The sequence below is a fragment of the Riemerella anatipestifer genome, from assembly GCF_009663465.1.
In the GTDB taxonomy this organism is placed as follows: domain Bacteria; phylum Bacteroidota; class Bacteroidia; order Flavobacteriales; family Weeksellaceae; genus Riemerella; species Riemerella anatipestifer_C.
In genome coordinates this window covers 294,287-313,598 of sequence record NZ_QXHU01000002.1, presented here as the reverse complement: position 1 = coordinate 313,598, position 19,312 = coordinate 294,287, and the positions used below count along the sequence as shown (strand labels likewise).

Below are 19,312 nucleotides of genomic sequence, written 5' to 3'. Positions count from 1 at the left end.
AATCTAGTTTTTTTTAACCAAGATTAACAAAGCCTAGACCAAACTATTCTTATCTGTATAGTTAAGTTTAAAGAATATTGCTGTCATAATTGAAAACGCCAGCAAAGAACTTCCACCATAACTAAAATACGGTAACGGAATCCCAACGGTAGGAAACAACCCCATCACCATCCCTATATTGATAGTAAAATGCAACAATAAAATAGAGGCAAAACTGTAGCCAAATACCCGATTAAAAGTGCTTTTTTGTTGTTCTGCTAAATAATATATTCTGCCTATATAAATGGCATAAAAAATAATTAGCAAAATACTGCCTATAAACCCCCATTCTTCGCCTACGGTACAGAAGATATAATCGGTCTCTTGCTCTGGTACAAATTTACCTTGCGTTACCGAACCTTGTTTATAACCTTTACCAGTAAAACCTCCAGAACCAATAGCCGTTTTGGAATACAATAAATTATACCCCGAAGTATCTCTAAATTCTTTTTCTCCCTTATAAAGTACTTCTATTCTTTCCTTTTGGTGCTTAGGCAATTTATCTAGTACCATTTTGGAAGAGTATGCCATTCCTCCCAATACCAAAAATCCTAAACAAATTGCAATAATATTAATGGGTATCCATTTAATTTGATTCTGATTAAAAAATAAAAGTAAAGCTAAAAAAGCAAAAGTAATGACAACGGCATAAATAGGATCCATTTTCAAATTTATTTCCAAATACAATGAGCCTAGAAATACCAACGCAAAAATACCAATACCACCGAAAAACCACCCCGTAAGCCCTTCTCTGTAAAGAGCTATCACAAAAGCCATAAAAACAAGTAAAGACCCAACATCAGGAATCATAAGCACCACCACACCCGGTATCGCTATAATAGCAAACGCCGTGAGAAGCGACCGTTTATCTTTAAGATTGAAATCTGGGTGCGAGGCATAATTAGCCAACATCAGAGCTGTACCAATTTTAGCAAATTCTACAGGTTGCATCGTTATACCTCCAAACTTATACCAGTTTTTCTGCCCTAAAATTTCGGTTCCAAACGGAAACAATCCTATCAACAAAAGAACACCAAGTATGTAGAAAATGCCCGATAAATTCTCAAAAAACTTAGACCTTGTAACGAAAATAATAAACCCAACAAACAGAGAGATTCCAAAAAAAATAAATTGTTTTTTTCCTAATCCTTCATCCACACTATTGATATTGAATATAGCAAAAATGCAGATAAGAATGTAAAGCCCTATCCCAAGTTTATCTATTCCTTCTGCCTTGTTCATTTTTTACGCTTTTAAGTTTTAAAGAATCTATTTTTAGTTTTAGTTCTTGTTTCTTTTTTTCTGGGAGATTAATCTTAAGACTATCTTGCAACTTCACAATTGCTAGGCTATCTGCATTAGGTTTATACAAGCCTTTTCTCTTTAAATCTTGTATCCATTGTCTTCTATACTCTGGCATAAAACTAGAAGAAATCATTTTTCTATAAAGATGTTCTCTTTTAATTTCTCCTGTTAAATATTTTTCCGCTATAATTGTACAAGCTGGACCTGCCCACGTCGCTCCAAAACCTGCGTGTTCCATCACTGCTGCCACTACAATTTTAGGATCTTCGGCAGGAGCTATCATAGTATAAATAGAATTATCTTTACCTTGAGGTACTTGTGCTGTACCCGTTTTTGCCAATTGGGTAAAGTTATTAGACTTTAAACCTCTACCTGTCCCTCTAAGTACCACTGCTTCCATACCTTTGAGAACCGCATCATAAAAGGCTTTATTTTGAACCAAAGTTTTATGTTTCTTTTTAAATCTAGGGTCTGGATTAGGTTTACCGTCCACTGACTTCACAATGTGAGGTGTATAGAACCAACCCTTGTTGGCTATCGCTGCGGTAAAATTAGCTACTTGTAAAGGTGTTAGAAGTATATCTCCTTGTCCCATTCCATTAAAAATAGCTCCCGTAGCTAGAGGATCCCACTTTTTAGCATCTCCAGTTCTACCACTCGCTTTGTAGATAGAAGCCATTCTTTTTTCGTAGAACTCCCCACTAGGAATTTGCCCTTTTGCTCCCACCGCCAAATCATTATTCAAATACACACCCAGCCCAAAGCTATTCATAATTTCCTTCCATTCATCAATTCCTTTAGACGGATTACCTGGGTACTTGTTAATAATTGCTAAGTAAGCATAAGAAAAATAACAGTTGCTAGATACTTGTATTGACGGAATCAGAGGGTCTGCCCCACCATGACCTTTAATCCTTAATCCCCTATAATTAAACCCTCCTCCACAAGGGAATACGGTGTTTGGAGTCATCACACCCATTTGCATCGCTGCTAGAGCAGTTACTAATTTAAAGGTAGAACCTGGTGGATAAGCCGCTTGGATAGACCTGTCAAACATCGGCATATCAAACTTATCGGTCTGAAGCCTGTAAATATTTTTATTTTTATCTGGACCTGTAAAAGCTGAAGGATCGACATCTGGGCCTGTTGCTAAAGCTAATATTTCCCCTGTTTTAGGGTCTAAGGCAACTATTGCTCCACGCTTGTTTACCAGCATTTCCTCTGCAATTCTTTGCAAATCATAATCTATGGTAAGGGTTAAATCTTTCCCTGTAACCACTTCTTTATCTAACTCTCCATCTTTGTAAGGTCCAATACTTCTTAGTTTAATATCTTTTTGTATGTATTGTACTCCTTTTTCTCCTCTAAGTTCCTTTTCATAGGACTTCTCTACTCCAGATTTCCCTATGATATCCCCTGGTAAATAGTACAAAGAATCCTTCTTAATATCCGCCTGATTAACCTCATTAGTAAAGCCAAGTAAATTACCCGAAGTAGCTACCTCATACTTTCTTTGTGGACGAGTAACGATATTAAACGCTGGGTATTTAAAAATAAGCTCCTGAATTCTAGCCATTTCTTCTCTAGAAAGATTTTTTATGAAAGTCATTGGCTGTACTTTGGAGTAATACTGGTCTTTTTTTATCTCCTTAATTTTTTTTATAAAATCTTGCTTACTAATTCTAACCAAATTACAGAAACCAATAGTATCAAAATCTGGTTTCATAAGTGCCTGTGTAAACGAAATCTCATAAGATTGTTTATTCCCAACCAAAATTTTACCATTCCTATCGAATATAATACCTCTTTGTGGGATAATATATTCTGTTTTTATGGAAGTATTCGCGGCATTTAATGCGTATCTATCTGTAAATAATTGCAAATAAGCCAACCTCGCTATAAAAATGACAGCGATAAGTGATAAAACGATACTAATTTTGTAAAAAGGCTTCAAACTTTTTGCTTGATTTTAAATATTAAAACATACAGCAAAATAAACACAAATGAAATAACCGAAGTTATTAAAACATTAAGGGATATTTCTAGAATTCTGTTCAGTTTAAAAAATTCTATAAACTGTACCAGTAGCTGATGTATCAATATACTAAAGAAAATATACATTAAAAACTGTGTCCACTGTATATTTTGAAATGAAAAACTATCTGTAGCCTCGTTATCTATTGAGGTTTTGAAAATAAGTGTCCTAAAGTAAGCGATAATAGTCATCGCTAAAGCATTGATACCCCAGGTTCCTAAAAAAGCATCTATTCCTAACCCTAAAAGAAAACCTACCATTAGAAATACATAAAGGTTTCGATAGAATGGATAAAACATAATAAGTACAGGGTAAACCACAGGAGTATAAGCCCCCACTATAGAGATTTTATTAAACAAAAATATCTGAGCTGTTACTAGGATAACCGAAAACAGTATATCTGTAAAAATATTTCTACTTATCATCTTTCTTTATCACAGCGTTTAAACTATCCTGAACTTGTTGTAATTCCACTTTTTGTAGATTTTTTACAACAAATACTTTTTTAACATTCCCCATATCCTGACCAAGCTCTACGCTTATATCCCAGAATCCCGTTTTAGTATCTACCTGAAAACCTGCTATAGTTCCAATAGACACCCCCGCTGGGAAAACATCAGACTTTCCATCAGTTACCACTGTATCTCCCACTTTTATAGGCACATACTTAGGAATATCTGATAAATGCATCACTCTAGAGTCATCTCCTCTCCAAGTAAGAGTTCCGAAATAGCCTGTATTTTTGAGAGCTGCATTCACCCTCATTTTGTTCACACTAAGCACAGACTGTACAATGGAGTAATTATTCATACTGTTGATTACAATACCTGCTACTCCATTTGAGGCGATAACGCCCATTTTAGACTGCACTCCTTGATTTTTTCCTCTATTGATAGTGAAATAATTATCTCTTCTAATGATGGTGTTGCTCATCACATCAGCATCAATAATATGATAAATTTGTGAATTTTTATCAACGTCTTTCACTCTAATATTTCTAGGGACACTCTTATAGTTTTTACCATATACCTGCTCCATTAGGGCTTTGTTCTGCTCTACTAACTCATCATTTATTTGTTTAAGTTTTAAATAGTTGGCCCCTTCATCTATATATCCAGAAATCCAAGAATTAAACGATGCCACCTGCCCTGCTAAAAAGGACTGTTGCATAGAATTCCGAGTAAAAATAAGAAATAAGGCTACTATTTGTAAAAAAACAAAAAATACAAATAAAGCATTTTTAGAAAAAAACCTCAGCAGATATCCCATAGAGGAAGTACTCTAAATTTTAATTATTTAATAAGAAAATTAAACTTATCCATATTTTTAAGAGCAATCCCTGTACCTCTTACAACTGCTCTTAGAGGGTCTTCAGCTACAAATACAGGAAGTCCTGTTTTCTTATGAAGCCTATCTGCTAAACCTCTCAACAATGCTCCACCTCCTGCTAAATAGATACCTGTTTTATAAATATCAGCCGCTAGTTCTGGTGGTGTCATAGAAAGAGTTTCCATTACCGCGTCTTCTATTCTGATGATAGATTTGTCTAAGGCACGAGCTATCTCCTTGTAACCTATCATAATTTCTTTAGGTTTACCCGTAATTAAATCTCTACCTTGTACTGGAATATCTTCTATGTCTATATCAAGCTCTTCAACGGCAGAACCAACTTCTATCTTAATTCTCTCTGCTGTTCTTTCCCCTATGAATAAATTATGGTGTGTTCTAAGATAGTAAGCAATATCATTAGTAAATACATCTCCTGCAATCTTAACAGATTTATCACAAACGATACCTCCTAATGCCACTACTGCAATCTCGGTAGTACCACCACCTATATCGATAATCATATTACCCTCAGGCTTTTGTACATCTATCCCCACACCTATTGCAGCCGCCATTGGTTCATAAATTAACCTTACTTCTTTAGCATTAACCTTCTGTGCAGAATCTCTTACTGCTCTCTTCTCCACCTCAGTAATTCCTGATGGGATACAAATTACAATCTTCAACGCAGGCTGAAATAGTTTACCTTTAATCCCTGGAATTTGCTTAATAAACTCCTTTATCATATGCTCAGAAGCGTGGAAGTCTGCAATTACTCCATCTTTAAGCGGACGCACAGTTCTAATATCTTCGTGCGTTTTACCTTGCATATGTTTAGCCTGTTCTCCCACAGCTATAGGTCGTCCTGACTGTCGGTCTATAGCCACAATAGAAGGCTGGTCTATAACAATTTTGTTATTATGTATAATTAGTGTGTTAGCTGTACCCAAATCTATCGCAATCTCCTGCGTAAATAAATCAAATAACCCCATTTTATTAGTAGTGTTTGTGATAAAATTATTTAAGTTTACAAAGATATAAATTTAGACTCACTTTAAATCATCTGATATTAAAAAAAATGTTAAAATTTAACTCCACACAAAAAGAGTAGCCAATTTAATAACCGCTACTCTTTTTATTATTTTTATGATTTTATTTTTGTCGGAAATAAACTTCTATAGGTACTCCCGTGAAACCAAACTCCTTACGCAACTGATTTTCTGTAAAGCGTTTATATGGCTCCTTAACATACTGCGGCAAATTACAGAAAAACACAAATTGTGGTGATGGTGTAGGAAGTTGCACACAATATTTAATTTTAATGTATTTACCTTTAATAGCAGGAGGTGGCGTATGTTCAAACACAGGCAACATTACCTCGTTGAGTTTGGAAGTTTTGATTTTCTTTTTACGATTTTCATAGACTTCCATAGCTACTTCTACCGCTTTCAAAATCCTTTGCTTGGTGAGAGCAGAAATAAATAAAATAGGTACATCACTAAACTGACCAATTCTCTTTTTGATATTATTCTCAAAATCTCTCATTGTGTTGGTTTCTTTCTCCACCAAATCCCATTTATTAACCAAAATCACAATGCCTTTTCTATTTTTCTGTGCAATACCAAATATATTCATATCCTGCGACTCCCAACCCTGTGTTGCATCTACCATAATCACCACTACATCGGAATGCTCAATCGCTCTAACAGAACGCATCACAGAATAGAACTCTAAGTTTTCGCTCACTTTGGACTTTTTACGCATACCCGCCGTATCTACCAGTACAAACTCGTGTCCAAATTTATTGTAGATGGTTTCTATACTATCCCTTGTTGTCCCAGCAATATCTGTTACAATATTTCTTTTATTATCCAATAAAGCATTGGTAAGCGTAGATTTCCCCACATTAGGACGCCCTGCAATGGTAATTCTAGGCAGACCATCAAAAGGATCTTTGTATTCAGTTGTTGGGAAGTCAGCCACCACTGCATCTAACAAATCTCCTGTACCAGAACCTGTAGCAGAAGAAAGTGTGTAATATTTTTCTATACCCAACTGATAAAATTCCGTTGCTGGTAATTCTTCCTTAGCCGAATCTACCTTGTTTACTACAATATAAATAGGCTTATTAGACCTTCTCAACAGCTCATGAATTTCTTGGTCGGTATCCGTTAAACCTTCTTCTACATTGAGCATAAATATAATAGAAGTCGCTTCATCTACTGCCAATTGCACTTGATGACGAATTTCTTCCTCAAAAATATCATCAGTGCCTACATCATATCCTCCTGTATCTATTACCGTAAATTCCACTCCGTTCCATTCGGATTTACCGTAATGGCGGTCTCTTGTAACTCCCGCTACAGAATCTACTATAGCTTCTCTTCTTTCTAGAAGCCTGTTGAATAAAGTGGATTTCCCTACATTAGGACGCCCCACTATGGCTACAATATTCGACATATCAAAAAATGTTTAATAAAAAATTATTAATGGGTTACTCCAACTTTTGGAGCCCAATTTTTTTGCAAAGATAGTTTAATTATGAATAATAATGGATGGCTCAATAATAACCATCCATTAACACAACCTTATACATAATATGAGCTACTTCTCCCAAACTAGAGAACTAGCTCCTAATATCGCTGCATCTGCTTCGTCTAGTTCGCTAAAAACTAATTTTACTTTACCTCTAAATATAGGAAATAAGTTTCTCTCCATATGTAGCCTTGTTGGTTTTAGGATAAAATCTCCTGCCTTTATAACTCCGCCAAATAATAAAATAGCCTCTGGAGAAGAGAACATCACAAAATTAGCCAATGCTTCCCCCAACTTTTGACCCGTATATCTAAAAACTTCTATTGCCGTAGGGTCTCCCGCCAAAGCACACTCGTGTACTGTTTTAGCGTTAATCTGTTCCTCTGGGTAGTTATTAAGCATAGATTCTGGAAACTCTGCCCTCATCTTTTTAGCCGTTATCGCAATGCCTGTTGCAGATGCATAAGCCTCTAAACTACCTTCCGAGCCTGTACTCCAGTGCTTTCTTCCCCCTGGCTTTACGATGGTATGCCCTAGTTCCCCCGCAAAACCATCGTGACCGTACACTAGCTGACCGTTAGCAATAACTCCACTCCCGACCCCAGTGCCTAGAGTTATCATAATAAAATTTTTCATTCCTCTAGCAGCACCAAACATCATTTCGCCGTAAGCCGCTGCATTGGCATCGTTGGTTACCTTACACGGTACCCCAAACTTTGCCGTTATTTTCTCTGCCAAAGGCACTATGCCTTTCCAGTTAAGGTTAGGGGCGTTTTCTATAGTTCCTTTATAGTAGTTGCCGTTAGGAGCTCCTATACCTATGCCTGCAAACTGGTCTTTAGCATTATGTCGTTCTAGTATAGGCTCTATCTCTTTATAGAGGGCGTTTATAAAATCATCTATCTCATCGTAGTCTGTTTTTATTCTGCCCTTTCCTAGTATTTCTCCTCTATGATTTACCAAACCAAACTTGGTATTAGTACCTCCTATATCTATTCCTAAAGCCATACGGCTAGACAAATCCGAAACTGTCATACTTTATATTTTTAGGAGGATAAAAGTACAATTTTATTTTTTTACTGACAATGAAATACAACTTCTATTTGTATATTTAAAAAAAAGGTGATATGTTTGCCCCAGTTTATGCAGTACACTATCAACCACATACAAAAAAATGTAAAAAAGTTGCAAAATTATTTGGCTGTTCCAAATAATTTTGTAAACACACACACACAGAATAGTTACACGCGTACGCGTATTATACTACTTTTTATCTAGATTTTTATCGTTAATTATAAATAATGTTCCTCCAATTTCTGTTGGGGGCTTTTTTCGTTTATCTCATTTTAAATTTAGCTTTCATCAATATTTGCTAAAAGCACCATTGTTTTGTCTTAAAACTTGGTCGTTCTTGTTGGGTGCTTTTAGCGTTCAGAAAGGGAGTTTTTGCTGTCTTTCTGCCTTAGCCTTTCCTCTCGTTTTGTGTGTGTTTAGAGAGGGAAGGCGTTTTCTTATGAATTCAAGGTTTAAAGTTCAAATATTCAAGGAACAAACAGAACCTATTGAACTACAACCCTCAAACTTTAAACTTTAAATCTTAAACATTGAACCTTAAATCTTAAAACATATGCCAATCAAGTACAAAGTGATTCAGAAAGGGCAACCAGGAGTTGCCGGTGGAGGCGAGAAAAAATACTACGCTTCTGCCAATGTAGTCAGCGAAAAAACTTTAGCAGGTCTGACTAGGGACATTGAGAAAATTTCCACCGTAAGTGGGGCAGACATTAGAGCGGTGCTTTATGCCCTCGTAGATGTGATGCAAAATTCACTTTCAGACGGACAGATTGTAAGGCTAGGCGAACTCGGCAGTATGAGAGTAAGCCTTAGCAGCGAGGGCAAAGCTAAGGAAGAGGAAATAACTTCGGCAGCAATAAAGTCAGCAAAAGTATTGTTTACCCCAGGGTCTGACCTTAAAAAGATGCTACAAACGCTGAAGTTTGAGAAAGCCTAGCCACCCACGAAAAATTTCCTAGCTAGGGAATGGTAATTCTCAAGCTAGGAAATCTTAATTCCCTAGTTAGGAAATTCTAAACGCCACGCTAGGGAATTTTAACCCAAAGAACAACAAAGAAAAAATTAAACGAAATCACTAACAACTTTAAAATAAATTTTATGAAAACAAAGACTACAAAATTAAGTGTGTTAGCCTTTTTAGGCTTAGGATTAGCGGTTTATGGACAAAGTGGTAAGGTGGGGATTAACACCTCCAATCCCGAAGCGACTTTAGATGTTCAGCCTAGCTCTACTAATTTAGCAGGATCTACCAATGAAGGATTCATCGCTCCTAAATTATCTAAACAAAGAGTGGCTCAAACAGACGCCCCTAAAGAAGGAACACTAGTATATGTAGATAACACGAGCTTTACTACCATCGATGGTACTAAAGACGCCAGAGTGACTAAAATCACCGAAAAAGGCTACTATTACTACAACGGTACAGAGTGGGTAAAGAGTACAACAGTAAACAATAATATTTGGATAAACGATATAGCAAATACCACTGTAAAAATTAACAACTTATCAGATGGAGTAGTTCCTAGAACAAATGATAAAAACCTTTTTGTAATGGATAATGGACAAGTTTATGTAGGTACTCAAAATGACTATAATTTGAATTATTTCTACCCTGCAAAGTTTACGACTTTAGCTACTAGTCCTGTTACGCCACTTATACCGGTTAATACAGAGGCAATGTTTTCTGTAACTCCAGGAGGGTTGAACGTGTTTAGAGCGGTAGATTCAGCCGTAGGAAATAAAATAATTTTTGAAAGAGCAAGAGGCAGTTTTTCTTCTTTAAAGCCATTACAAACTGATGATGAATTAGGTTTGCTTGAGTTTAGAACTTATTCTAGTGATAGGTCTAAGGGAGCTGCAACGGATGGAGTGAGGATAGATGCCAAAATATCTAATTATAATTCGGAAGATGATTTTTCTGCTCATTTGATTATCTATACTAGAGCATTGGGACAAAATAAACCTAATAATTACTTTTATTTTGGAGAAACAGGCAATATGGGTATAGGCACACTATCCCCAACTGAAAAACTAGAAGTAGCAGGTAAAGTAAAAGCCACTGCTTTTATGGGAGCTAGTGGAGCCACTATCTTTCCAGACTATGTATTCCAAAAGTATTATACAGGTACTTCTAGCCTCAAAGCAGATTATAGCTTTAAAACCCTTAGCCAAGTAGAAAACTTTGTAAAGACCAATGGGCATTTGCCAGGATACCAATCTGCCGCAGAAATTAAAAAACAAGGTTATATAGACCTTATGGCAACTCAACTGACCAATGTAGAGAAGATAGAAGAACTTTATTTACATCTTTTAGAAAAAGATAAAGAGGTAAAAGAGCTCAAAGAAAGACTAGAAAAATTAGAGAAACTCTTACAAAAGTAATCTTCTCCCAAAAGTCTTCCGCTTAGGCGGGAGATTTTTAGTATATTTGTGTAACAAGTTATCAGCTTATGAGAAAACAAATCTTATTATTTTTAGGAGTACCTACCTTAGCCTTGGCACAACTAACAGCAGGAGTTCAGACTTATAGTGTTTCGGGGCGAAGCTATGATGTTACAACACCATCTGACTATAACCCCACTAAAGAATACCCTATCGTATTTGAGCTACACTCTTTTGATAAAGATAGAACCCAAATGAATGACCCAAATGTCATCAATGAACAACAATACATCTCCGTTCGTCCCGAAGGAACCAGTGTACTTGGGGTACGAGCTTGGAATTCTTGGGGTACTACCAAAAGTTTTTTTGGCGATGATGTAAACTACATTACTGCTGTTTACAACGATATTAAAACTAAATTAGGCAGTAAGTTCAATGCTGATAAAGTATATGTATATGGTTTCAGTAACGGAGGTGCTATGGTAGAGGAAACTTCTTTATTTAAAGCTGCTGTTATCCGTTCTATGAGTTTTGAAAGCGGACATAACATTTCATCTACAGCTTCTAAAGTTCCTATGATATTTATTCACGGTACAGCAGACGAAACCGTACCTTATCAGGGTGGAAGCGGGAAGTATGGTATTATCGCTCCTAATTTTGAATCTATAAAAACTACCGTTGACAAGTGGGCTTCTCATCTAGGACTTTCCCAACCTGTAGAAATAAAATATCTAAAGGGAAGTTCTGCCACATCAGACAAAGATTTCTATTTTAGAGAATATTCCAACGCTACAAACCCTATCTACTTCTTCGTGATAGATGATGGTGTACACGCTACAGACCAGCAATTCTCTAATAGTAACATTAAGAGAGCTATGATTAAACTAGCACAAAACCCTAAATGTTACGGTATTTATAGACTTGCTTGTCAATAACTAAAAAAACTATTTTTTTAATTAAAATCCAAAAAAAAGGCTAAAACAAAAATTTGCTTTAGCCTTTTTTATTATACCATTTAAAGTAATTATTTCAACTCTACTTCTGCACCAGCTTCTTCTAGTTGCTTCTTAAGAGCTTCAGCTTCGTCCTTAGAAACTCCTTCTTTAATTGGAGCAGGAGCACCATCTACGATGTCTTTAGCTTCTTTAAGACCAGCACCTGTTAAATCTTTTACTAACTTAACGATAGCTAATTTAGAAGCACCAGCTGATTTTAATATTACATCAAACTCAGTTTTTTCTTCAGCAGCTTCTCCAGCACCACCAGCAGCAGCAACTACTGTAGCAGCAGCAGGTTCAATACCGTACTCATCTTTAAGAATTTGAGCTAATTCATTTACATCTTTTACTGTAAGGTTTACAAGCGTTTCCGCTAAATTTTTTAAATCTGACATTTTCTTAATGTTTTTGTTGTTAAACGATTTATATTATTTTTTTGAGTGTTCTTTGTTAATAGTGAAAAAGGCTTACTCAGCACCTTCTTCTTTCATTTTGTCTTGATTTTGAAGAGCAGAAAGAATATTTCTGATTGGAGACTGAAGTAATCCAATGATTTCTCCAAGCATCTCTTCCTTAGACTTAAGACTCGCAAGAGCTCCTAGTTTGTCATCTCCAATATAGAATGTTTCATCTAAATAAGCTGCTTTTAGTGCAGGAAACTCTGCATTTTTTCTAAAATCTTTAATCAGCTTAGCAGGAGCATTAGCCGTCTCTGAAATCATTAAAGCAGAGTTACCTTTAAATGTTGCAAACATTTCAGAGTAATCTACTCCTTCCATTTGCTCCATTGCTTTTCTAAGTAAAGTATTTTTTACTACTTTTAGCTTAATATTACTCTTGAAGGCTCTTCTTCTAAAATCTGAAGTCGCAGAAGCATTCATTCCTTCAAGGCTTGCTACATATACATTCTTAGCATCTTGTAGCAATTCTTTTATCTCTTGTATTACTAATACTTTTTCTTCTTTAGTCATTGTCTTACAGATTTTAGTTTACAGATTTAGTATCGATTGCTATACCAGGCCCCATTGTAGGAGAGATATAAATACTCTTCATATAAGTTCCTTTAGCAGCTGTAGGCTTAAGTTTTATTAAAGTTTGCACCAATTCTTGTGCATTTTCTTTAATTTTTTCAGCATCAAAAGACACTTTACCTATAGCAGCATGTACGATACCATACTTATCCACTTTAAAGTCTATTTTACCTGCCTTAACTTCAGAAACCGCCTTTCCTACTTCCATAGTTACAGTTCCTGATTTAGGGTTTGGCATAAGACCTCTCGGACCTAATACTCTACCTAGAGGACCTAATTTCCCCATTACAGCAGGCATAGTAACGATAACATCTACATCTGTCCAACCACCTTTGATTTTCTCTAGATACTCATCAAGACCTACAAAGTCTGCACCAGCTTCTTTTGCTTCAGCCTCCTTATCTGGAGTTACTAAAGCTAAAACTTTAACATCTTTACCAGTCCCATGAGGAAGAGAAACAACCCCTCTTACCATCTGATTCGCTTTTCTCGGGTCTACACCCAATCTCACAGCGATATCTACAGAAGCATCAAACTTTGCAGTACTTACCTCTTTTACCAAAGCCGAAGCTTCTTCAAGAGTGTAAAACTTATTTTTTTCTATCTTAGTAGAAACTTCTTTTTGCTTTTTAGTTAATCTTGCCATTTGATTTAATTTTAAGCGTTAGTAGGTTTAGTTCCTGTTACCTTTAATCCCATAGATCTAGCTGTACCAGCAACCATACTCATTGCAGAATCAAGAGTGAAGCAGTTTAAATCCGACATCTTATCTTCTGCTATCTTCTGTACTTGCTCCCAAGATACGCTACCTACTTTCTCTCTGTTAGGCTGTCCTGAACCTTTTTTCACTTTAGAAGCTTCCAAAAGCTGCACAGCTGCAGGAGGAGTTTTAATTACGAAATCAAATGATTTATCTTCATACACTGTAATCACTACAGGTAATACCTGTCCTGGTTTATCCTGAGTTCTTCCGTTGAATTGCTTACAAAACTCCATGATATTTACCCCTGCAGAACCTAAAGCAGGCCCTACTGGAGGCGAAGGATTAGCAGCACCACCTTTCACCTGGAGCTTAACCATTTTAAAGACTTTCTTTGCCATGTTTGTTTTTTAAAAAATTAAAAATATAAAAAATGTGGAAGCATTCTTTGTTAATAACCTAAGTTAATTAGAACTGTAATTCTCTCACCTGAATACACTTCTCCTCAGATTACGAGGTGCAAAATTATATATATTTTTTTTAGCACGCAAATAAATTTACATTTTATTAAAACTAAAACCACCTCGCAACAACGAAGTGGTTTATTGTTAACCTAAAAATATATAAATCTATATCTTCTCTACTTGCATATAGTTGAGTTCAAGAGGCGTTTTTCTACCGAAAATAAGAACCATAACTTCTAATTTCTTTTTATCCTCGTGAATTTTCTCTATCGTTCCATTGAATCCATTAAATGGTCCATCAATCACCTTAACACTCTCGCCCACCACATAAGGAATATCAACATCTGTAGCAAACTGTGACAACTCATCCATTCTACCTAACATTCTATTTACCTCAGACTTTCTCATAGGAACAGGATCTCCTCCTTTAGTAAGACTCAAAAAAGAGATAACACCTGGTATATTCTTTATAATATGAGGCACTTCTCCCGCAAGATTAGCTTCCACCATTAAATAACCAGGATAGTAAGGTTTCTCTTTCTGCACCTTCTTTCCATTTCTCATTTGAATTGTTTTCTCCATAGGAATAACTATCTGAGAAACAAAATCCTCTAACTTAAATCTTTGGATTTCATTTTCTATATAGCTTTTCACTTTATTTTCCTGTCCGCTTACTGCTTTCAGCACATACCATTTAAGCTCACTCATCGGATAAAAACAATTATAAATTAATTAAATAAGTTAATAAGTAAACTAAAAAGATTATTGACTGACCTACTAAAAAGAGTATCAACTCCAAAAGTAAATAAAGCCAATATTAAGGTAGATACAGCTACAACCGTAGTGGAAGACTGTAAATCCATCCACTTAGGCCATTCCACCTTATCCTTAAACTCTATATACGAATCTTTTAAAAAGCTTACTAACGAACTCATTTTAAACAATTTGCACGGGCACTAGGATTCGAACCCAGATCAACGGTTTTGGAGACCGGTATCCTACCATTGGACGATGCCCGTAAGTTAATTTTAATAAAAAAATAAGAGCTTCCAGAAAAACACTTTCATTCATCTGAAAGCTCTTTTATTTATTGTTTTAGAACTAGGATTAGTCTAAGATTTCAGTTACCTGACCAGCACCTACAGTTCTACCACCCTCTCTAATTGCAAATCTAAGACCTACGTTAAGAGCGATTGGTTGTAATAATTCTACAGTAATAGTTAAGTTATCACCAGGCATTACCATCTCTACTCCTTCTGGTAAGAAAATCTCACCCGTAACGTCTGTAGTTCTTACATAGAACTGAGGACGATATTTGTTATGGAAAGGAGTGTGACGACCACCTTCTTCTTTAGAAAGGATATAAACCTCTGCTTTGAATTTTTTGTGCGGAGTTACAGAACCTTGTTTAGCGATAACCATACCTCTCTTGATATCTGTTTTTTCGATACCTCTTAAAAGTAATCCTACATTATCACCAGCCTCACCTCTGTCTAAGATTTTTCTAAACATCTCAACCCCAGTTACAGTAGATGTTAATTTCTCATCTCCCATACCTACGATATCTACAGGATCACCAGTATTGATAACACCAGACTCAATTCTACCAGTTGCTACTGTACCTCTACCTGTAATAGAGAATACATCTTCGATTGGCATCAAGAATGGTTTATCTTGATCTCTAACTGGCTGCTCAATCCAAGTGTCTACTGCTTCCATTAAAGCATCTACAGTAGCTACCCACTTAGCCTCTCCGTTAAGAGCACCTAAAGCAGAACCTTGGATTACAGGAGAGTTATCTCCATCATACTCGTAAGTAGAAAGTAAATCTCTCACTTCAAGCTCAACAAGCTCAAGAAGCTCTGGATCATCAACCATATCTACTTTGTTCATAAACACTACAATTCTAGGTACATTTACCTGACGACATAATAAGATGTGCTCTCTTGTCTGTGGCATAGGACCATCAGTAGCAGCTACTACTAAGATAGCACCGTCCATCTGTGCAGCACCAGTTACCATGTTCTTAACATAGTCGGCGTGACCAGGACAGTCTACGTGAGCGTAGTGTCTGTTTTCAGTTTCATACTCAATGTGAGCTGTATTGATTGTAATACCTCTTTCTTTTTCCTCTGGAGCAGAGTCAATAGAAGAGAAATCTTTTACTTCAGCAAGACCTTTATCTGCTAATACTTTAGAAATAGCCGCAGTCAAGGTAGTTTTACCGTGGTCTACGTGACCAATAGTACCAATGTTTAAGTGCGGTTTGTTACGATTAAACGTTTCCTTTGCCATGATTTTAATATTTAATTTTACTAATTTTTAATTTTATCCCTTTTCGGTCTGCAAATATAGTATTTTTTTTGAAAACAAAAACATTTTCATTAAAATTTTATCATCCTAATTTTAATATGTATTTTCCCACTATCTAATTAAGTTTCAAAAAACATATAAATATATAACTTCTATAGTTCTGATAAAATCCTCTTATTTATTTTTTTCACTAAAGCTGGACCCTCATATATAAAACCAGTATAAAGCTGCACCAAGGTAGCTCCAGCTTTTATTTTTTCTAAAGCATCCTCTTCAGAATGAATACCTCCAACCCCAATAATAGGGAAAGCACCTCCGCTTTTTTCTGATAGAAATTTAATTACCTCCGTTGCTCTTTCTCGAAGAGGTTTACCAGACAGTCCCCCAACTTCAGGTTTTAAATTTGACTTCAGGTTTTCCCTACTTAAAGTTGTATTAGTAGCTATAATCCCCGCTGTATTTGTCGTCTTGACAATATCAATCACATCCAAAAGTTGGGAATCTGTAAGGTCTGGAGCTATTTTTAACAAAATAGGTTTCTGTTTTATTTTCTTTTGATTTTCTAGTTGAAGTAGTTTCAATAATTTTGTAAGTGGTTCTTTCTCCTGTAAATCTCTTAAATTAGGGGTATTAGGAGAGCTAACATTCACTACAAAATAATCTACATAATCATAGAGTGCATTGAAACATATAATATAATCTTTCTCTGCATGATTATTATTGGTAACTTTATTCTTTCCTATGTTTCCACCTATAAGTACTCCCTTATTTTTTTTCAATCTTTTTACTGCCTCATCTACTCCTCCATTATTGAATCCCATTCTATTTATAACTGCTTCATCTTCCTTCAATCTAAATAATCTTTGTTTATCATTCCCGGGTTGAGGCTTAGGTGTAATAGTTCCTATTTCTATAAAACCAAATCCAAAAGACGAAAGCTCTTTGTATAATTTAGCATCCTTATCAAATCCAGCCGCTAACCCCACAGGGTTTTTAAACTTTAATCCAAAAACCTCCCTTTCTAATTTAGGATCCTCTATCACATAGCGAGAACTCACTAAAGAAGAAATAAACGGTATCTTAAAAAGAGTTTTTATAAACTTAAAGGTAAAATGATGAACCTCTTCTGGGTCAAAACGAAATAATAACGGACGAATGACTGTTTTATACATTTTTATTAGGATTTATTAGATTTACAAAAATAATAAACCCTACAATGAGAAACTAATAAAAACAAAAAAATCTCTCATTATTGAGAGATTCAGAGCCAATATCGGGACTTGAACCCGAGACCTCTTCCTTACCAAGGAAGCGCTCTACCGCTGAGCTATATCGGCTTATAAAAAAATCACAAGCCAAAATGGTTGTGATTTCTTAGAGCGGAAGACGGGGGTCGAACCCGCGACATTCAGCTTGGAAGGCTGACGCTCTACCAACTGAGCTACTTCCGCATTTAATTCTAATTACTTTGTTGGTAACGGTGTGCAAATTTAAAAACTTTTATTCAAACTCACAAATATTTCAAATATTTTTTTTTTAAAAATGTGGGGAGAGCAGGATTCGAACCTGCGAAGTCTCACGACAACGGAGTTACAGTCCGTCCCATTTGGCCACTCTGGTATCTCCCCAACAATTTTTATGAGCCTCCAGAGGGATTCGAACCCACGACCCCGAGATTACAAATCACGTGCTCTGGCCAACTGAGCTATGGAGGCAAATATTCGTATATTTCAAGTAAACAACTGTTCTCTTTTGCGGTTGCAAATATACAACACTTTTTTTGAAATACACAAATATTTTATTAAAAAAAATAAAAAAATATTTTAATTTTTCTCTTTCTTCTTGATTAACAATTTTTTAGCAATATCATAACATTTATCTATTGCTTCTTCAAATGTAGCACAAGTCTTCTTTACCACAATATCATCTCCTGGCACAGCCAAAATAATCTCCGTTGTTTTATTTTCTTTTTCTGATGTATTTTCTACCTTTAAAAAGACTTGACACTCTAAAATTTTATCATAAAAGGTATCTAATTTGTTTAATTTTTTATCTAAATACTCTTCTAACGGCTGATGAGGTGTAAGCCCCATTGCTTGAACTGTAATTTTCATAAAGTTATTTTTATAAAGTTATTTTTCTATTTTTTCCCTCTAGGATGAAACGCGTTAAGTACCTTCTTCAACTTATTAACATCTGCTGATGTATATACCTGGGTAGATGCCAAACTCGCATGTCCTAAAATTTCTTTAACTTGAGCAATTTCTGCACCATTTTCCAAAACATGTGTCGCAAAACTATGCCTTAGCATATGAGGACTTTTCTTTTTTTTGGAAGTTACAACACTAAGATAGTCATTTACCACAGAATACACAAATTTCCCCGTTAGTTTTTGACCACTTTCTCGAACAAAAAAACAATCCACATTCTCTTCTTTAGGCTTTCTTTCTTTCACAAGATACCGTTTTAGTTCTTTTTTCAGATCTTCTGAAATAGGTATATTCCTCATTTTATTACCCTTGCCCACAACTTTTATAATATTTTGAGTAAAATCCACATCTTTCAACGTAAGCCCACACAACTCTGACTTACGCATTCCTGTTTGATAAAGTAATTCTATAATAAGTTTATTTAGTAATAACTTTTCTTCGTTTAAGAGATTTTGCAAATTTTCCATTTCCTTTTGAGAAAAAGGAATTTGCTTTTCTCCATAAAATTTTAAAGAAGATACCGTTTCCATAGGAGATGCGGAAATTATTTCTAGCTTAACAAGATAAACATAAAAGCTCCTTAACGTAGATAATTTCCTATTGATGGTTCGCTTACTTAGGTTGTTTTCACTAAGATAGACCACAAAATTTCTTATTATTTTTTTATCTACACCTAGCAAAGTATCTGCCCCTTCAGTTTCTTTCACAAAATCAGAAAAATCCTGCAAATCTCTACCATAACTAGCAAGTGTGTGTAATGAGTATCTTTTCTCAATTCTAATATAATCTAAAAATTTTTCAATCATACTAAAAAAACATCTATCAAATATATAAAAAAATCACTTCTTAATTTAAGAAATTAGGAAGTGATTTTTAGACTTAAACCTTAAGTAGGAAACC

Annotated in this window: 20 protein-coding genes and 5 tRNA genes; 3 read left to right on the top strand and 22 right to left on the bottom strand. The window is 35.4% G+C overall.

Annotated features, from left to right (window positions below):
* Positions 1 to 33: 33 nt before the first annotated feature.
* The 7 genes from rodA to D1003_RS03710 form a co-directional block, all read right to left on the bottom strand.
* On the bottom strand, positions 34 to 1,281 hold the full coding sequence (gene rodA / locus D1003_RS03740) for a rod shape-determining protein RodA (RefSeq protein ID WP_153935770.1): 1,248 nt from the start codon (positions 1,279 to 1,281) through the stop codon (positions 34 to 36).
* Positions 1,256 to 3,298 (bottom strand): penicillin-binding protein 2, encoded by a 2,043-nt coding sequence (locus D1003_RS03735; protein WP_153935769.1) that lies wholly within the window; start codon positions 3,296 to 3,298, stop codon positions 1,256 to 1,258. The genes rodA and D1003_RS03735 overlap by 26 nt, the downstream gene beginning before the upstream one ends.
* Complete coding sequence (locus D1003_RS03730; RefSeq protein WP_153935768.1) at positions 3,295 to 3,804, bottom strand: rod shape-determining protein MreD; 510 nt, start codon at positions 3,802 to 3,804, stop codon at positions 3,295 to 3,297. The genes D1003_RS03735 and D1003_RS03730 overlap by 4 nt, the downstream gene beginning before the upstream one ends.
* A complete protein-coding gene (mreC, locus tag D1003_RS03725; RefSeq protein ID WP_079207399.1) occupies positions 3,794 to 4,648 on the bottom strand; it encodes a rod shape-determining protein MreC in 855 nt (284 codons plus the stop codon). The genes D1003_RS03730 and mreC overlap by 11 nt, the downstream gene beginning before the upstream one ends.
* Positions 4,649 to 4,671: 23 nt before the next feature.
* Complete coding sequence (locus tag D1003_RS03720) at positions 4,672 to 5,697, bottom strand: rod shape-determining protein (RefSeq protein ID WP_004916356.1); 1,026 nt, start codon at positions 5,695 to 5,697, stop codon at positions 4,672 to 4,674.
* 160 nt (positions 5,698 to 5,857) lie between these two features.
* Entirely contained in the window at positions 5,858 to 7,165 is a 1,308-nt protein-coding gene (gene der / locus D1003_RS03715; RefSeq protein ID WP_079207398.1) for a ribosome biogenesis GTPase Der, read from the bottom strand.
* A 144-nt stretch (positions 7,166 to 7,309) separates the two neighbouring features.
* On the bottom strand, positions 7,310 to 8,275 hold the full coding sequence (locus tag D1003_RS03710; protein WP_153935767.1) for an ROK family protein: 966 nt from the start codon (positions 8,273 to 8,275) through the stop codon (positions 7,310 to 7,312).
* Positions 8,276 to 8,867: 592 nt separating this feature from the next.
* Between D1003_RS03710 and D1003_RS03705 the strand changes: the two genes are divergently transcribed.
* The 3 genes from D1003_RS03705 to D1003_RS03695 all read left to right on the top strand — a co-directional run bounded on the left by D1003_RS03705 (position 8,868) and on the right by D1003_RS03695 (position 11,631).
* Positions 8,868 to 9,251, top strand: a complete 384-nt coding sequence (locus D1003_RS03705; RefSeq protein WP_153935766.1) for an HU family DNA-binding protein — start codon at positions 8,868 to 8,870, stop codon at positions 9,249 to 9,251.
* Positions 9,252 to 9,412: 161 nt separating this feature from the next.
* Complete coding sequence (locus tag D1003_RS03700) at positions 9,413 to 10,696, top strand: hypothetical protein (protein ID WP_153935765.1); 1,284 nt, start codon at positions 9,413 to 9,415, stop codon at positions 10,694 to 10,696.
* Between the two features lie 68 nt (positions 10,697 to 10,764).
* Positions 10,765 to 11,631 carry a PHB depolymerase family esterase gene (locus D1003_RS03695; protein ID WP_153935764.1) on the top strand — a complete coding sequence of 289 codons (867 nt, stop codon included), beginning with the start codon at positions 10,765 to 10,767 and terminating at the stop codon, positions 11,629 to 11,631.
* Between the two features lie 89 nt (positions 11,632 to 11,720).
* Here the strand turns inward: D1003_RS03695 and rplL are convergent, their stop codons facing one another.
* From rplL to D1003_RS03620, 15 genes are all read right to left on the bottom strand, one after another.
* Positions 11,721 to 12,089 carry a 50S ribosomal protein L7/L12 gene (gene rplL, locus D1003_RS03690; RefSeq protein WP_013447123.1) on the bottom strand — a complete coding sequence of 123 codons (369 nt, stop codon included), beginning with the start codon at positions 12,087 to 12,089 and terminating at the stop codon, positions 11,721 to 11,723.
* Positions 12,090 to 12,161: 72 nt separating this feature from the next.
* Positions 12,162 to 12,665: a 50S ribosomal protein L10 gene (gene rplJ, locus D1003_RS03685; protein ID WP_052911657.1), complete on the bottom strand. Its 504-nt coding sequence runs from the start codon at positions 12,663 to 12,665 to the stop codon at positions 12,162 to 12,164.
* Between the two features lie 13 nt (positions 12,666 to 12,678).
* Positions 12,679 to 13,371, bottom strand: coding sequence for a 50S ribosomal protein L1 (rplA, locus tag D1003_RS03680; RefSeq protein ID WP_004916771.1), 693 nt, complete (start codon positions 13,369 to 13,371; stop codon positions 12,679 to 12,681).
* Positions 13,372 to 13,382: 11 nt separating this feature from the next.
* A complete protein-coding gene (gene rplK / locus D1003_RS03675) occupies positions 13,383 to 13,826 on the bottom strand; it encodes a 50S ribosomal protein L11 (RefSeq protein WP_004916770.1) in 444 nt (147 codons plus the stop codon).
* 228 nt (positions 13,827 to 14,054) lie between these two features.
* Complete coding sequence (gene nusG, locus D1003_RS03670; protein ID WP_153935763.1) at positions 14,055 to 14,597, bottom strand: transcription termination/antitermination protein NusG; 543 nt, start codon at positions 14,595 to 14,597, stop codon at positions 14,055 to 14,057.
* A gap of 20 nt (positions 14,598 to 14,617) precedes the next feature.
* Positions 14,618 to 14,824, bottom strand: a complete 207-nt coding sequence (gene secE, locus D1003_RS03665) for a preprotein translocase subunit SecE (protein WP_153935762.1) — start codon at positions 14,822 to 14,824, stop codon at positions 14,618 to 14,620.
* Between the two features lie 13 nt (positions 14,825 to 14,837).
* A tRNA-Trp gene (locus D1003_RS03660) sits at positions 14,838 to 14,908 on the bottom strand.
* Positions 14,909 to 14,996: 88 nt separating this feature from the next.
* A complete protein-coding gene (tuf, locus tag D1003_RS03655; RefSeq protein WP_004916760.1) occupies positions 14,997 to 16,184 on the bottom strand; it encodes an elongation factor Tu in 1,188 nt (395 codons plus the stop codon).
* A gap of 170 nt (positions 16,185 to 16,354) precedes the next feature.
* Entirely contained in the window at positions 16,355 to 17,374 is a 1,020-nt protein-coding gene (locus tag D1003_RS03650) for a quinone-dependent dihydroorotate dehydrogenase (RefSeq protein WP_153935761.1), read from the bottom strand.
* A 93-nt stretch (positions 17,375 to 17,467) separates the two neighbouring features.
* Positions 17,468 to 17,539: transfer RNA gene (locus D1003_RS03645), tRNA-Thr, on the bottom strand.
* Between the two features lie 41 nt (positions 17,540 to 17,580).
* Positions 17,581 to 17,653 (bottom strand) — tRNA-Gly (locus D1003_RS03640).
* A gap of 94 nt (positions 17,654 to 17,747) precedes the next feature.
* Positions 17,748 to 17,830: transfer RNA gene (locus tag D1003_RS03635), tRNA-Tyr, on the bottom strand.
* Positions 17,831 to 17,843: 13 nt separating this feature from the next.
* Positions 17,844 to 17,917: transfer RNA gene (locus D1003_RS03630), tRNA-Thr, on the bottom strand.
* 108 nt (positions 17,918 to 18,025) lie between these two features.
* Entirely contained in the window at positions 18,026 to 18,316 is a 291-nt protein-coding gene (gene hpf, locus D1003_RS03625) for a ribosome hibernation-promoting factor, HPF/YfiA family (protein WP_014937427.1), read from the bottom strand.
* A gap of 26 nt (positions 18,317 to 18,342) precedes the next feature.
* Complete coding sequence (locus tag D1003_RS03620) at positions 18,343 to 19,218, bottom strand: tyrosine-type recombinase/integrase (protein ID WP_153935760.1); 876 nt, start codon at positions 19,216 to 19,218, stop codon at positions 18,343 to 18,345.
* Between the last annotated feature and the right edge of the window lie 94 nt (positions 19,219 to 19,312).